This window comes from Methanobacterium formicicum DSM 3637 (assembly GCF_000302455.1).
Taxonomy (GTDB): Archaea; Methanobacteriota; Methanobacteria; order Methanobacteriales; family Methanobacteriaceae; genus Methanobacterium; species Methanobacterium formicicum_A.
In genome coordinates this window covers 156,164-171,805 of sequence record NZ_AMPO01000005.1, presented here as the reverse complement: position 1 = coordinate 171,805, position 15,642 = coordinate 156,164, and the positions used below count along the sequence as shown (strand labels likewise).

At 39.9% G+C, this 15,642-nt stretch carries 16 protein-coding genes and 1 pseudogene; 6 read left to right on the top strand and 11 right to left on the bottom strand.

What is annotated here, in order from left to right; genetic code table 11:
• Window positions 1-3 precede the first annotated feature (3 nt).
• Together A994_RS07190 and A994_RS07185 are read left to right on the top strand one after the other, a co-directional pair.
• On the top strand, window positions 4-507 hold the full coding sequence (locus A994_RS07190; protein ID WP_004030727.1) for a 4Fe-4S dicluster domain-containing protein: 504 nt from the start codon (window positions 4-6) through the stop codon (window positions 505-507).
• 4 nt (window positions 508-511) lie between these two features.
• Window positions 512-943: a 4Fe-4S dicluster domain-containing protein gene (locus A994_RS07185; protein ID WP_004030726.1), complete on the top strand. Its 432-nt coding sequence runs from the start codon at window positions 512-514 to the stop codon at window positions 941-943.
• A 144-nt stretch (window positions 944-1,087) separates the two neighbouring features.
• Here the strand turns inward: A994_RS07185 and A994_RS12905 are convergent, their stop codons facing one another.
• Window positions 1,088-3,226 carry a histidine kinase dimerization/phosphoacceptor domain -containing protein gene (locus A994_RS12905; protein WP_004030725.1) on the bottom strand — a complete coding sequence of 713 codons (2,139 nt, stop codon included), beginning with the start codon at window positions 3,224-3,226 and terminating at the stop codon, window positions 1,088-1,090.
• Window positions 3,227-3,632: 406 nt separating this feature from the next.
• Between A994_RS12905 and A994_RS07175 the strand changes: the two genes are divergently transcribed.
• The 3 genes from A994_RS07175 (at window position 3,633) to A994_RS07165 (ending at window position 6,940) form a co-directional block, all read left to right on the top strand.
• Window positions 3,633-5,174: an MFS transporter gene (locus tag A994_RS07175; protein WP_048204133.1), complete on the top strand. Its 1,542-nt coding sequence runs from the start codon at window positions 3,633-3,635 to the stop codon at window positions 5,172-5,174.
• Between the two features lie 12 nt (window positions 5,175-5,186).
• On the top strand, window positions 5,187-6,032 hold the full coding sequence (locus A994_RS07170) for a phosphate ABC transporter substrate-binding protein (protein ID WP_004030723.1): 846 nt from the start codon (window positions 5,187-5,189) through the stop codon (window positions 6,030-6,032).
• A 296-nt stretch (window positions 6,033-6,328) separates the two neighbouring features.
• Window positions 6,329-6,940 carry a hypothetical protein gene (locus A994_RS07165; protein WP_004030722.1) on the top strand — a complete coding sequence of 204 codons (612 nt, stop codon included), beginning with the start codon at window positions 6,329-6,331 and terminating at the stop codon, window positions 6,938-6,940.
• 213 nt (window positions 6,941-7,153) lie between these two features.
• Here the strand turns inward: A994_RS07165 and A994_RS07160 are convergent, their stop codons facing one another.
• Together A994_RS07160 and A994_RS13055 are read right to left on the bottom strand one after the other, a co-directional pair.
• Window positions 7,154-7,678 carry a GNAT family N-acetyltransferase gene (locus A994_RS07160; RefSeq protein ID WP_004030721.1) on the bottom strand — a complete coding sequence of 175 codons (525 nt, stop codon included), beginning with the start codon at window positions 7,676-7,678 and terminating at the stop codon, window positions 7,154-7,156.
• Between the two features lie 27 nt (window positions 7,679-7,705).
• Window positions 7,706-8,129: pseudogene (locus tag A994_RS13055) on the bottom strand (IS1595 family transposase); the annotation flags it as partial.
• 95 nt (window positions 8,130-8,224) lie between these two features.
• On the opposite strand from A994_RS13055, the gene A994_RS07155 reads away from it, so the two are divergent.
• A complete protein-coding gene (locus A994_RS07155) occupies window positions 8,225-9,067 on the top strand; it encodes a fumarate hydratase (protein ID WP_004030720.1) in 843 nt (280 codons plus the stop codon).
• Window positions 9,068-9,245: 178 nt separating this feature from the next.
• Here A994_RS07155 and A994_RS07150 read toward each other — a convergent pair whose 3' ends face one another.
• From A994_RS07150 to A994_RS07115, 8 genes are all read right to left on the bottom strand, one after another.
• Window positions 9,246-9,425 (bottom strand): hypothetical protein, encoded by a 180-nt coding sequence (locus A994_RS07150; protein WP_100222271.1) that lies wholly within the window; start codon window positions 9,423-9,425, stop codon window positions 9,246-9,248.
• Window positions 9,426-10,005: 580 nt separating this feature from the next.
• Window positions 10,006-10,701, bottom strand: coding sequence for a phosphate signaling complex protein PhoU (phoU, locus tag A994_RS07145; protein WP_004030718.1), 696 nt, complete (start codon window positions 10,699-10,701; stop codon window positions 10,006-10,008).
• A gap of 1 nt (window position 10,702) precedes the next feature.
• A complete protein-coding gene (locus tag A994_RS07140; RefSeq protein ID WP_004030717.1) occupies window positions 10,703-11,149 on the bottom strand; it encodes a DUF2226 domain-containing protein in 447 nt (148 codons plus the stop codon).
• Between the two features lie 3 nt (window positions 11,150-11,152).
• Window positions 11,153-11,821 (bottom strand): phosphate signaling complex PhoU family protein, encoded by a 669-nt coding sequence (locus A994_RS07135; protein ID WP_004030716.1) that lies wholly within the window; start codon window positions 11,819-11,821, stop codon window positions 11,153-11,155.
• A 118-nt stretch (window positions 11,822-11,939) separates the two neighbouring features.
• Complete coding sequence (gene pstB, locus A994_RS07130; RefSeq protein WP_004030715.1) at window positions 11,940-12,695, bottom strand: phosphate ABC transporter ATP-binding protein PstB; 756 nt, start codon at window positions 12,693-12,695, stop codon at window positions 11,940-11,942.
• Window positions 12,696-12,698: 3 nt separating this feature from the next.
• Complete coding sequence (gene pstA / locus A994_RS07125; RefSeq protein WP_004030714.1) at window positions 12,699-13,547, bottom strand: phosphate ABC transporter permease PstA; 849 nt, start codon at window positions 13,545-13,547, stop codon at window positions 12,699-12,701.
• Window positions 13,548-13,643: 96 nt separating this feature from the next.
• Entirely contained in the window at window positions 13,644-14,519 is an 876-nt protein-coding gene (gene pstC / locus A994_RS07120) for a phosphate ABC transporter permease subunit PstC (RefSeq protein ID WP_004030713.1), read from the bottom strand.
• Between the two features lie 266 nt (window positions 14,520-14,785).
• Complete coding sequence (locus tag A994_RS07115; RefSeq protein WP_004030712.1) at window positions 14,786-15,592, bottom strand: phosphate ABC transporter substrate-binding protein; 807 nt, start codon at window positions 15,590-15,592, stop codon at window positions 14,786-14,788.
• Between the last annotated feature and the right edge of the window lie 50 nt (window positions 15,593-15,642).

Below are 15,642 nucleotides of genomic sequence, written 5' to 3'. Positions count from 1 at the left end.
GCCTTGGAAAAGATAATTATCCAGCCGGATCTCTGTGATGGATGTCACGATTGCCAGGAGGCATGTGCACGTCTTCACGGTGCTTCAGGGATACTGGTAAGGGAAGTTGAGGGATCCTTCTATCCCATCATCTGTCAACAGTGCGAGGGTGCACCCTGTCAGTTGATATGCCCTACTGAAGCCATGACTGAAAAGGGAATTGAAGAAGCAAAGTGTATTGGCTGCGGTTTGTGCATGATGGTTTGTCCATTTGGTGCAGTGGAAATACACGAGAGAAAAGCCCATAAATGTGACCAGTGCCCTGATCTTGGTACACCAGCATGTGTGAAAGCCTGTTCCAAACGGGCCATAGCCAAGGTGGACACCCAAAAACTGCAGGAAGAAAAACAGCGCCAGCACATTCAGAAGATCACCGGTGTTGGTAAAGGCAATCGTAAAAGCTCTGATCTTATTAACGTGATGACTGCCCGTACCAGAGCCAGGAAAGCCGCGGAAAAGGAGGCCTAAAAAGATGAAGGAACTTGTTTCCAGGCCAGAACTCTGTGATGAGTGTGGGAAATGTGAACGCATATGTCCTAAAAATGCCATCAGGGTGATAAATGGAGTGCCAGTTTTCTGCCTACACTGTGCTGAAGACCGGGCCCCCTGTATGACAGTTTGCCCGGAAGATGCCATTGAAAAAATCGATGGTGCGGTGATAATCCATGAAGAAGATTGTATAGGCTGTGGACTGTGCAGGGATGCCTGTCCCATAGGGGCCATCAATCTGGATGAATATGGAATAGCCACCAAGTGCAATCTGTGTGCTGGAAGGGATAAACAACTCTGTGTTTCTGTATGTCCTAAAGAAGCTCTTAAAATGAGTTCAGAAGACATGCTCACTGATAAACGGGAACATATTGCCAAAGAATTGGAAAAAGTTAAGATGATCATGAAATACTGATTATACTTTTCCTTTTCAAATCTTTCTTTTTTTTACTACTCTTTTTTAATTGTTCTTCAAATTTTATCAGATTATTAATTACTTATCTCAACTAGATTCTTTCGTTATTTTATTCAATTAAATCCCCTAATTCGTTCTATTAAGTTAAATTCTCTTGGAATAATTAAGCTCTTTAAATTTAATTTTAAAACATGCCCCTGGACTGTTATTGAATTCTATTTTTGCTTCCAGCTGGGTTACCAGGGCATCGATCAGTTTCATACCCATGGTATCAGATTTACTTATATCAAAACCATCTGCTAATCCCTTTCCATTGTCCCAGACTGTGAGGGTTAATTCAGGAGGAGAACGTTCATCAGTGAGTGAAGATGAATCTTTAGAAGAACCTTGAACTTCAGGAGAGGATGAATCTTCGGGAGAATACAAATTCTCAAAGGACAAATCTTCATCAGAAGACAAACAAATCCTTATTTCCCCTTTTTCACTGGGATCAAAGGCGTGTTTAATGGAATTACTTACCAATTCATTTAAAAGAAGACCACAGGGTACTGCAGTGTCAATGGATATGGATACCGCATCCACATTAACTACTAACTTAATCAGGTTACTATCAACACCGTAACTCCTGAAAAGTTCGGTGGTTAATCTCTGGATGTAATTTCCTAGATTTATGTGAATCATATCCGGTGAATGGTACAGGCCATCGTGTACCATGGCCATGGACTTTATTCTATCCTGGCTTTCCATTAAGATACTCTTCACCTCCTCATCACTGGTATGCCTTGCTTTCATATTCAGCAGGCTGATCATTATCTGCATGTTATTTTTAACCCTGTGGTGTACCTCCCGTAGGAGGGCATCCTTCTCTTCCAGGGACTGTTTGAGTGGGGTGATATCCATCAGGGATAACAAAAATTGATCAGTACCGGGTACGGTTGTTACAGTTAAATATACATCCTTTAAACTACCCTCCCTGCCTAAAAACCGGGCCTCATAATTCCGGGGAGCTAGATGTTCATTTAATTTTCGTATTTTACTGTATTTGGTCATTTTCTTAATGTCTTCCGGGAAAAAGTCTTTCCAGCTTTTTATACCTTCCACCTGCACCTTCTTAAACCCGGATAAGTTTTCAAATTCAGAGTTTATTAAGGAGATAACTCCATCTCCCTCTGTGCTTATCATGGCAGTTCCAGTGTTGTAGAAAATATTCCGGTACTTTTTTCTACTCTGCTGAATTTCTTCCCAGGAACTCTGCAACGAAATTAACAAGCTGTTGATACCATGGGAAAGACCGGATATTTCATCATTTGATCCGTTTACTGGTAAACGTCTGGATATATCGTTGGTTTTCGTTATTTCCTGTACTCGATTGTTGAGGTCATTTATTCTGGATAAAACAATCTTATCCAGAAACAGCAGGGTGATGAATCCTAATATTATTCCAGTCACTAAAAATGAGAATATGAAATAAATTAAAGTTTCCTGGCCTTTATCTATAATATAAGGGTTTTCAGATAGTTTCATCTGGAAAACAGCACGACCTTCACCATCTCGCAGTAATGAATATCCACTGATGGTGTTGTTCTCAACCGGTTTGATTATCACTGGCGACCCGTACGAAAAATCACGACTCACATCATGGAAGGTTGGGACCATCTCGCCATTATTAAATGGGGTGATGTTCAGGGATAAACCGGGAATTTTTGATAAATGACCATTTTGGGGGATTTCAAGGTAACGGCCCAGAATCAAATTATTACCCTCAGAACCAGTAATGGGACTTGATGAGATTAAGTAAGTGCCGGAAGGTAATAATAAAATGCCCTGGAAGGGATTGCTTAGATTTTCTGACTTTATAAACGAATTCTGGGATAAGTAACTTTCCAGTTCATCCTGGTGGGATGATGAAGTTTGTGAGTCATTTAAATTTTCAGAATCATTTAAGGATTTAAAATACACAGTTCCATCCATTGATGAGGAAACTATCACCAGATCAATACCGGTGCTGTTGAATATTCTCAGAGCATCTGGATTGAAAGTTTGACTGGTTTTGTCGTAAAATGAATCTTCACCCAGCATGGCCCACTGTTTATCTATTGCTGATAGATCATCTAAGTCTCTGAATAATAAATCATTCACAGTTTCAAGGTCTTTTTGGGTACTGTCCACCTGGACCTCTGTAAGATTCCCCATTAAAAGGTTTTGGGAGATAACATAAAGCACTGCTACCAGCAGCAATAGCGATACTGCCAGAGTAATTAAGGTACGTTTACGGAGGTTCACTTAAATCACCATGATAAACACTATATGATCATATTGGGGATTTTTAGACTTTATTAACTATTTTAAACTTTATCAATAATTTTTAAAGTTCATTCATGCATTTTTAAGTATTTTCCAGTGGATTTAATGACTTTAGAGATTTAATGACTTTAGAGAGTTATAACTTTAGGAATTACTAACAATTTTGATTAATTTTAGCCAAATTGTTTGGAAATTTATGGATTTAGTTATCATCAAATCACCCTATTAATTCTTTGCTATTTGCACTAAATACTTCCCAAATTAGGAACAATATTCCCTATGACACCCAGATATCCAGTATTCAAGCCCCAATTGTACCTAAAAAGTGAATTATAGTTCTAAATTAGCAAATTATTTATATTTAATCCATTCAGAATTATTTTTCATGCTCACCACTATAACCAGACCCCGAATATCACTTGACAATCCCCGGCAGATGTGGTTTGTTTTGCTGGCAATATGTTTGGTGAATTTCATGTTCAACTTCTACATTGGCCTGGTGAATGTTTGCCTACCCACCATTACCGAGTTCTTCGGGGCCAGTGTAATGACTGCCACCTGGATCTCCAACATATACCTGATCTGCCTCACTGTATCGGTGATATTCCTGGGTAGAATAGCAGGAATGTGGAGCAGGAAAAAGTTCTTCATGATAGGGACCATCCTGTGGGTAACTGCCTCCCTGGCCTGTTACTTTGCTCCCAGTGCAGAAATGTTAATAGTTATAAGGGGCATTCAGGGCCTGGCAGCCGGTTTCATGGCAGCAGTGTACTATGCCATTCTGGATAAAACCTTCCCCCCTGAAAAACTGGGACTGGCCATGGGATGTTTGCTGGTGGCATTATCCGGAGGTTACGCCATTGGCCCCCTGGTTGGCGGTTTCATAGCAGCCTACCTTGGCTGGCATACCATATTCCTGGCAGTCATACCATTCGGGATTTTAAGTATCTGCGTATACCTGCTTACTGCTCAAAAACCAGAAGCAGATAAAGATCTGGAGTTAATTGAGAGGAAAAAGAAATATGAAAATAAAGATCCGCCCTTTTCCCGTGGTAAAATTTATTCCATACTCATCGATTATAAGGGAGCAATTTTACAGGCCATATTCCTGTTCACATTGACCTATGCCCTGATCCTTGCCCAGAAGATGGGCTTTGATATATTTGACATGGTGCTGATGGCAGTTGCATTGATATTTGCAGCGCTCTTTGTCTGGGTAGAAGCCAAACACGAAGAGCCCCTTTTTAGAATGGAAGTATTCAGGAGCATCACATTCTCTGCATACATCACCGGACTCCTATTAAACTATATAATACTCTACATGGCATTTTTCACCCTCCCATTCTATTTCCAGAAGGTAATTGGTGTGCCGGTGAATATTTCCGGGATATTAATCAGCATTATAATGTTCACCGCCATGTTCCTCTCCATAATTGCCGGAGGACTGGCTGATAAAATCGGAGTAAAACCTCTGGCCATTGCAGCCAGCATATCCTGCATAGTAGCCACCACCATCATCTACACATTCCATACTGGAACCGGGCTGCCACTCATTATCATTGGATTGATTGCCCTTGGTTTTGGATACGGTCTTTACCAGTCCCCCAACAACAAGATGATCATCTCGGTGGTGCCAGAAATCTTCAAGACCCAGGTGTCAGCCATGATGACCCTGACCAAGAACCTGGGATCAGTTCTGGGGAACTGTTTTGCCGGTTTGATCTTAAGCAGCGCCATTGCCCAGAGTGCCCTGAGCAGTAATTTAACACTGGTGGGAACTCAGGCCACCGAGTTCATGACTGGAATGGAAAGAGTATTCCTCTTCGGAGCCCTGTGTAGTGTGATACTCCTGGTTTCAACCCTGGATCTCCAGAAATACTTTTCACAACCGGATCAAACCTTGATAAAAACAAAAGAGACCAGCTAATCAGGCGATATAATGAAAAATAAGCAAATTTACCTGTTAGGGATTATTATCCTGGCCTGTGCAGGGATTACCGTAGCATATTCTGTGATCGCTCATTCTGAGGACTCAGTAATCAGTATCGTAGGATCAAGTACAGTGCAGCCAGTGGCTCAGGCACTGGCTAAAGAATACATGGTCCAACATCCCAATGTTAAAGTCACAGTTGAAGGAGGAGATTCCAATGTAGGTATACAATCTGTGAAATCGGGTAGTGCCAGTATAGGAACTGTTTCACGGAATTTGACAGAAACAGAAAGTGACGGGTTGAACCAGTACCAGATTGGGGAAGATAGTATAGCTGTTATTGTAAACCCCACCAATCCAGTGAACAGTTTAACCACCGACCAGTTAAGGGATATTTATCAGGGAAAGATCAGCAACTGGAAACAGGTTGGGGGAGAAGATGCTCCAATTAAAGTTATAATTCGAGAAGCAGGATCAGGGACGCGTATTACATTTGAAGATATACTGTTCGGTTCCACAGTACCTCAAGATAATTTCACCATAGGAATATCCACCTATCAGGTTATGCAGGACGTGGCTGTCACTCCCAATGCCATAGGTTATGTGTCCCAGAATGCCCTTAACACTGGAGTTAAGGTGATGGGAATAAATGGAATATCACCCACCGATGCAAACATAGCCAGTGACAGGTACGTGCTAAAACGGCCGTTGATCTTTTTAGTGAAAGGAACAGGTAATTCAGCTATTGATGACTTTATAAATTTTAGTTTAAGCCCAGAAGGGCAGAAAATAGTTAATCAAACAGAGTACAATACAAATTCCACTAAAGAATATTCAGTTACAGGAGCAGGATGAAGTACATAATTTTCATTTAAGTTTGGTTATCACCATAATTTAGTTGAAATTGGTACTTCTCAGGAACAGGTAATAAAAAGCCTGGAACAGGTAATTAACAAAAAGAAGAGATTATAAGAAAATAAGAAAGTGGTTATAATACAATAAGATAACCTAATAGTTCCAAAATAAACTGGGGATCAGACCAAACATTCAAATGTTAATAATACCATAGTAATTAATTCCCCTTATTGGAAGTAATTAACTCCAAAAGGATCAAACTCATGAAATTAAAATAAGATTTAGAGGTGATAATAATGACTAAAAACATGCACAAAAGGATTTACACTGCAACTGTCCGGGAAGAACCTGTTAAAAATAGTAAGCTATTGACGTTGGAGGGGGAGCATGATTTTGGGGAGGATGAAACCGTTATTATCATGGGAGAGAAGGACTTCAACCAGATGCAAAAAATGATGGAACATCAGCGCAGGATGATATCCAGCTTTGAAGTCATGCTGGAAGAGATGAAAAATGCCGAAAATGCCACAATTGGTCATCAGAAGGAGATCATAACTGAGTTAAACAACGAATGTTCCCGTTTCATGAATGAATTATCAGATACCCATAGTAGATTAGAGGAACTGTATGGGTTATACGACAGTTTGAATGGGAAATACGATGAGATTATGACCCGGAACTTCAACTTGGATGAACAGCTTAAAAATAAGGTGGAAGAAGCAAAGCAGATACTGCAAAATGTATACTCCATTAAAAACCGCCACCCATTAACCTACATCAAAGAACGTATACCCCAATCGTACATTCCCCTTAAAAGTTCCAGTGAAAGCAAAAAGTTAAGCCATGGTTACCGGCGGAATAACGATAAGTACAAGCTGAATAATGATAAAAAAATCATTTCCCCCTAATATGGCGTTTAAACAATAAGGTTAATCCATAATTTAAACATTAACCTCTTTTTCAAGTTAAAAAATTATCTACTGTTTTATTCTAACTAATTTTTATAATTTTTAGTTTAGAATGCCATGTCACAACCAAAAGTTGATAATAATTGTTTTTTTTAAAGGAGAGTATTAGCTCTTCTATAATTTCTCTAATTATCTCAACAAGCTGGAATTTGTCTACCTCATAACTTTTTCAAAACGAAAGAAATCTGCAAAGTAATCAATATCTGGTAACTGTTCCATCTCTGTTTCTTCATTGGGATCTTTATGATACTTATTAAAATACTCTACAATATGGAACCCGCATTTGTTTACATAGAAATGTATATTACGTCTTTCAAAGTAAGGGGTACCGGTTTCCCAAACCTTAGTTTCAGGATGTAACTTTTCAATAGCATTCCAAATAGACTGTCCCACACCTTTACTGTGTGTTCCATTTTTTACATACAAAAAATCAAGATGATTATGCTGTGTTTTGCTGTCTATCAAAACAACAGCCCCACCAACAAATTCTCCATCAAGTATGGCTTCGTAGGCAATAGAACCTTTAGCAGAAAGAGAACGATTTATATGACTTTCAGGAAGTATTTCTTCCTCTATTTCACCAAATCCATCAACAGCACCTTGTTGAAATGCTTCCTGTATATCTTTCTTAAACTGTATCAAGTGTTTGGGGTTAAGTGGCCGTAATTCAAAGTTCATTCTATCTCTCCTTCATAAATTCTAATTTTATGTGACCAACGGAATTGACTGGTCTATTGACAAATCTCTACATCTGTCTGTTTTTAATGTTACCAATACATGTTCCCAATACAAAGCTTAAGAAGATATTTCTTTTCTCTGTATCGTTTTTTTGCACAGATGCCTTTTGTTGCCTTGCCAGTTTTCAACTGTACCAATTCACTACCCCCTAACAATTCAATACCCATAGCGTTCGTAAACCGTTACATACGAGTTCATCTTGTCTGTTACGAGAGTTGAATTGCTATCTAGTTCCCCCATCATAAATATGATGCAATTCTTTTGTAGATACTCTACCCTGTATTTGTGATTTTTGAGATTGGCATACCATTCCTATTAATCGCACAGGGAACAAAAACCTTTCGTGAGATAAACCTCTGGTATGGGTGGAATGCCCACACTTTTGTGCTTGTGACAAGCCGTTTAGAAAAAAATCACAAAAACTAAAAATCACGACACGATTAGAAACTGTTTATTACATCATATAACAAATATTTACCAATGCCAATGATATATCAATCCCAGGTTGAAGAGCTTATTTGCCGCTTGTATCAAGAAGCAGCTATTAAACTTCCACTGGATGTTAAAAAAGCTCTTGAAACTGCTCATGATCTTGAGGAAAATGAAACTGCCCTTTTGAACCTGGAAGCCATACTGGAAAATATAAAGATCGCCGAAGAAAAAGATTTACCCCTCTGCCAGGACACTGGTTTGCCCATTATCTTTGTGAAATTGGGAAATGTTCAGGTGGAAAACCTGAAAGAGGGAATCATCAACGGTGTGAAAAAGGCCACCGAGGAGGTTCCTCTTCGTCCCAATGTGGTAGATCCCCTCACTCGAAAGAACAGTGGGAATAATATTGGTCGTTTCATTCCACAGATTGACATAGAACTGGTGGATACTGACCAGCTGGAGATTACTATTTTCCCCAAGGGTTTTGGTTCAGAGAACAACAATGCACTTAAAATGGCCCTTCCTGGTGAAGGTGAAGAAGGTATAAAACAGTTCGTCCTGGAAACAGTACTCGCTGCCGGTGGTAAACCATGCCCCCCTACTGTGGTGGGAGTTGGGATTGGTGGATCATCAGATATGGCCCTGAAACTGGCTAAAAAGGCGCTTCTGCGGAAAGTTGGAGAGCACCACCCTGAAGAGAGAATGGCTAAAATGGAGGGGGAAATGCTGGAAATGGTTAATGCAACTGGTATCGGCCCCATGGGTTTAGGTGGAAGAACCACTGCCCTGGATGTTAAAATAGAATATGCAGATACCCATACTGCAGGCCTCCCCATCGGTGTTTGCATTCAGTGCTGGGCTGCCAGAAGGGCAACTGGAATTTTGAAAGGGGAATAAGGTATTAATAGAAATGAGTCATTTGATTGATATTAGAATCAAATATATTGGAATTAAATTAGATTATTGTGGATTTAAAGTTAAAAAAGGGCTTTTTTGAACTAGGATAACATGACATGGTAAAGAGGGGATTTGAGCGGAAGGATCATTAGCCCCCCTCAACAGATACTATCTGTTTTTACCATGGTAGGTTGTTAACAAAACTTTTAGATGGAATTAATCCTTCATCGATTAATTCATCAACCACTGCCGCTACCAGCAGGTATTCCTGGTTAGTGTAATCTGCTAAATTGGTTATGGAAATGTTTTCATTGGAATTAACATAATCCAATATGTTCATTTTCAATTCAATTCTCAAATTTTCGTTTCTCCACTTAATTTTCAATCTATCAATCCTCACTTTTAATTGATTATTTGATGAAGGGGAGGGGATGAGAAACCCTCCCGGGTTAACTTTTTGGGTTTTATAATGATCACTAATATCACAAATTGTGATATGTTTTACACTTGAAGTGTATGTCTATCTCATGTTATAATCAATCTTATATTTAAACATTTAGGGAAAAATCAACATTTTTTTAGTCAAATTTCAGATAGGGCAACAAATCCTTCAGATATGGTAACTACGCCTCTAGATATAGTAGCTAAGGCCCCACTGAAAAATGTTGTAGACCCGGAAAAGAGAGTACTTCACTTAAAACAGTAAAGTCATTAATTTAAATGCATAACGTTGACCTGAGATTCAATTTATTTAAATGCAATTATAAAATTAGGCATGTGAGAATCAAGTAAATGAAATAAAAATTAAAATGAATGGAAATAAAATAAATGAAATTGAATGAATGAAATTGAATGAAAATAAAATAAAATTAAAAAAGGATCATTTTCTTGAAATGACCCTATTTATTTAATTCAACTATTCTATTAACCCAAATAACCTATTCAGGTTCTTCTGGTTTCTTATCAACGGTGAATTGCTGCTTTTCACAGGTGATCATGAAGATGGTACGGTCTCCAATGTTTTCTGCGCGGTCTGCAATTCTTTCCAGGAAACGGGCCAGGAACAGGAGGTAGATCAGGTAAGATATGGATTCCTTATCCTGGAACATGCTCTTGGTAATGTCTTTAAGGGCGTGGTCAAAAAGATCATCCACCTTATCATCGTCACGGTGAAGTTCCCGGGCAACATTCATGTTTTTGGCTAAAAAGGCTGCCAGACCCTTGCTGACCATTCCATCCACAATATCAGCCATGCGCTGTAAGTCAAACATGGGTTTTTCAGGGATCTCTTCATCCTTTATATGGCGGGCAATATCTGCAATATTGGAAGCCAGCCCTGCAATTCGTTTCAAGTGGCTTGAAACCTTAATACTGGTTTCAATGAATCTTAAATCTCCTGCAACTGGTTGTTCAGCTGCTATGATGCTCATTGCATCGTGTTCTATCTGGTAACCCATGTCATGGACCTTCCTGTTGGTTTCCATTACACTGTTGACCAGTTCTGCATCGTAATCTATAAAGGTACTAAAAGCTTCCCTGTAAGCTTTTAAAGTGGCTTGACCCATTTTATCCACTTCTTCCTTAAGTTCATCCAGTTTTTTCTGGAACCGCATCCTGGGATATCTTCTCTCCATACTATCTTCCACCTATTTTGGATTTATAATCATTTAACAAATTATCAATATCATCTTCAGATGGATCTCTTATCCGGTATTTGGACAAGACATCCCCCCGATCTACCTCTTTAACACTTTTTTCAAGTAAAAAATCTAATTCTATTGGTAATGGCAATCTACATTCCTCATTCAAATCTACAATGGTTGAAAACATGTTATCATCAAGTTGATACACTTCTATCCTTGATTCTGGACTTATATTTATCATGTTCATTGCTTTATTTTCATGGGTTTCATCTAAGGACTCGACGTTTAAATTCCAGGCTGCTATTATCTTTTCATCTTTTATCAGGAGTAATGATTCATTACCCCCATCTAAAATCTTTATATAACCCAATTCAGGTATATGGGACCTTTTCAAATTACCCTGAACAACGTGCTGAGGATCTTCTGAAGGAAGCCACATTTTTTACCTCATCAACATATTATGGAACAGTTTATGGTGCATGACACGCTTACCCACCACAGAATAGGCAATACGATCTGCCATTCCCATTATATGGTGTCCCATGCTCAGTAAGTTCCTCCCAACCAGTATCAGTGAAGTCTGAGATCCTCCATGTGTGATTTCCTCGTATTCTGAAAACATCTGGTTGTAAAAGTCCTGCAGGTTCACGTAACTTCTGGTGGAACGTTTGAGTAACTGTATATCCTCATTTAAGAGTGCACCCACCGCATCTTTCAGCATGTCCTGCACTGTCTGGGACATGAACTCAATGTGTGGGGGTTTGTAACAGGTACGGTCGCTTTCTGCTGCATCTATGGCATAACGGGCTATGTATGCTGAAAGGTTGTTTATACGTTCCAGTTCAATGGAGGTTCGCAGAAGTGCTGCTCCTAAACGTAAATCCCTGGCTAGTGGCTGGTGTAATCCTAAAACCTTGAGACATCCATGCTCTATTTTATAGCTTTCTTTATTGATTTCATCGGTTTTTTCTATTATTTCTCTGGCCAGATAGGTGTCTTCATCCAGAAAACTCCGGACTGAATTATCCACTCTTCCGATGGTCTGCCAACTGAATCCCAGAACATCATCTTCCAGGGATTTTAAACGTTTTTCCAGGACCACTGTAAGCATTTTAAACCACCCACCCCAGTTCTTGGTGTAAGTCACATCTCATCATGTAGGGTAATTTATCAGGCAGGCATACCCAATTAAGGGCAGAATTCTGCCAGTGCATGTCATATTCCACCATTTATCCAAACCGGCCAGTGATGTAATCTTCAGTCCGCTTATCTTCAGGTTCAATGAAGATCTTCTCAGTAAAACCGCTTTCCACAATCTCCCCGTGGAGGAAGAAAGCAGTGTGTTTGGATACACGGGTAGCCTGCTGCATGTTGTGGGTTACAATGATGATGGTGAAGTCGTTCTTGAGTTTGTGTATCAGGTCTTCAATTTTAGTGGTGGATATGGGGTCCAGAGCAGAACATGGCTCATCCATTAATATAACTTCGGGTTCCACTGCCATGGTCCTGGCAATGCAAAGACGCTGCTGTTGACCACCGGAAAGTCCCATTGCGGATTTATCCAGTATATTTTTCACTTCATCCCACAGTGCTGCGGATCTGAGGCTTTCTTCAACTTTCTGTTCCAGGATATCCTTATCATTTATCCCGTGAACTCGCAATCCATATGCTACATTGTCAAATATGGATTTAGGGAATGGGTTGGGCTTTTGAAATACCATGCCCACTTTTTTTCTTAGTTCCACTACATCCACTTTGGGATCGTAGATGTCATTCCCATCCAGTAAGACAGTTCCATCCATCTTGAAGGTACTTATCATGTCGTTCATCCGGTTTAGAGTACGGATGAAAGTTGATTTACCACAACCTGAAGGTCCGATTAGGGAAGTTACTGCGTTTTTGGGAATTTTTAGACTTACGTCTTTAAGTATGTGTAATTCGTCAAAGTAAACGTTTAAATTTTCTACTTCTATTCTGTATTCCATTTTTTATCGCCCCATCATTTTTTTGCGATAACGATCAACTAAGGTGTTGGTAACCACGGTGATTATCAGGATCATAAGCACCAGGACTGCTGCTGTTCCCCAGGCATTATCCATGGATATACCTTCGGTGGCTAGAATGTAAAGGTGAAGAGGTAAAGGTCTTGCTGCATCCATAATGGATGTTGGTATCATTAATGCAGCCCCGACAGTGTATAATACTGCTGCTGCCTCTGCAATTGCTCTTCCCATACCTAAAATTACCCCAGTGGTTATTCCAGGGAGTGCGGCAGGTATAACAACCTTGTATATTGTTTGCCACTTGGTGGCTCCCAGTGCCAGGCTTCCCTCAGCATAGGATTTGTTAATGGATTCTATGGAGACTTCTGAAGCGGCCAATATTGTGGGTAATGCCATTAAAGCCAGAGTCAACCCACCAGAGAGGACGCTCCATCCCAGTCCCAGGTAGATCACAAAGAAAGCCAGTCCAAACAATCCGAATACAATGGAGGGGATTGAGGCTAAGGTTTCTGCTCCAAAACGGATCATCTTTACCAGGCGGTTTTCTCCAGCATATTCTGAGAGGTATACTGCGGCCCCCACTCCCAGTGGAGTGGCAACCAGGATCGCAATCAGGGTTACGTAAATACTGGACATTATGAAGGGAAATATTCCCCCAGATCTACCAGAATCTATGGGATTACCAAATATGAATTCTAGATTTACCGCTGGTAACCCTTTTACTAGCACGTAACCTATTATTACCAGTAAAATTGCTATGGTAAGAAGCCCAGAAGCCCAGAACACTCCACTCATTATTTTTTGGGAGATTTTTGGGGGTATAATTCTATGCAAAAATGATCCCTCCCACTTTTACAATATTCTGTTTATATTCATTTTGGTTGTCTTTTTGGCTGAATTCACGTGAAATGAATTGAATATGCTGTGATTTCATAAATAGCCCCCTCCAATTGTGACTTTTTTCTTGTAGTGGAAGTAGTTGGCTATTATCAGGAGAACTATGATCATGAAGACCAGAACAATTCCAGTTGCAAATAGAGCATTGTAGTGAACTCCAGTGGCATAACCCATTTCTATGGCTATGTTGGAGGTTAATGCACGTACAGGGTCAAATATTGAACCTGGTATCTGTACCACATTACCGGCTACCATGATTATGGCCAGGGTTTCTCCAACTGCTCGGCCCATTCCCAGAATAACCGAAGTTATAATACCAGGGATTGCTGCTGGGAAAATGACATTTTTAATGGTCTGCCAGTGGGTTGCTCCCAGAGCCAGGGATGCCTCTTTGTATTCCACTGGGATGGATCTGAGGGCATCTTCTGACACGCTGACAATTATGGGTAAGATCATTACGGTTAGAATGACTGATGCCGTGAACATACTGAAACCAGTTCCTCCGAAATGTACTCTCATGAATGGCACCAGTAAAACCAGTCCAAAGAACCCGTATACTACAGAGGGAATACCGGCCAGAGTCTGGATAGTGGGGTTTAATATTTTACGCATGGTACTGGGTGCTATTTCAGCCAGGAAGATGGCGCAGAATACTCCCAAGGGCACTGCCATTAAAAGTGAAAGAGCAGTTATTCCAAGGGAACCTATGATCATTGGAAATATACCGTACTGACCATTAGAAGGCGCCCAGTCCATTCCGAATAGAAAGCTGAAGAATCCCACGCTCTGTAATGCTGGGAGTCCTTCCTTGAATACGAATACGATTATGAGGGCTATGATAATAACGGATGATACGGCCGTTAATAAAAGTCCTTTTTCTATGAAAAACTCTTCATTCCATTTAGACATGGTTTTTCTCCTTCTCGTTAAATCCCTAGAATGATTGGATTTTTTAATGATTTTTTTGATTAATGAATTTTTTGAGCTTTAAATTACATTGAGCTTTAATTATTAGATGGGTTATTTTTAATTGACATTTCTTGGTGAATCTGATAATTTTTAACTTTAGTTCCCATTAAACCGATTATTCAGGTATTTACTCAGACTACAAGTCAGTTAATTACCTCAAGTCTCATATCAAGTACTTACTCAGACTACAGGCCAGTTACTTTAACTCAGGCCACAGGAACAATTTTTTCATCAGTTACGATTTCCTGTCCTTCCGGACCTAAACACCAGTCAATGAATTCTTTTAACTGCCCTTCCGGTTGTCCCTTTGTGAGGAAAAGGAATGGGGTTTGTAAATTGTAAGAACCATCTTTAACAGTTTCAACCGACGGAGATACTCCATCGACAGCTACGGCCTTAACATCAGGAGTCATGTGTGCCAGGGATATGTATCCAATGGCATTGGGGTCCTGTTTCACAGCAACTTTTATGGATTCTGTGGAAGTTTGAACAACTGCATCTGATTTTACTTCAGTTTTATTCATCACCAGATTTTCAAATGCACTTCTGGTACCTGAACCTTCTTCACGGATAACCAGATTAATTTTAGCATCGGGTCCTCCAAGTTCCTTCCAGTTGGTGATGTTACCGGAAAAGATATCCTTAAGCTGACTTTTGGTCAGATTACCCACAGGGTTTTCAAGATTAACTGCCACCACAATCCCTTCGTTACCTATTGTATATTCGTTTAAACCCTGTTTTTCAGCGGGTTTCAGATTTTTAGAACTGGTTCCTATGTCAATTATGCCCTGAGAAACGCTTCTTATTCCCAGGCCAGATCCTCCACCCATTACATCAATACGTACATTGGGATGTTCTTCCATGTATTTTGCTGCAAGTTTTTCAGCCACCGGTTGTACCGATGTTGAACCTGCAATTTCTATCTTCTCATAATTGCTTCCAGTGCCGAATGTGTAAACGGCGATGATAATTATTAGTATAACCAGTAAACCTATGCCATATTTCAGGTCCATTAAATCACCCTATGTTCCTTACCATTAGAAGATTAATTCTAACTAACAGT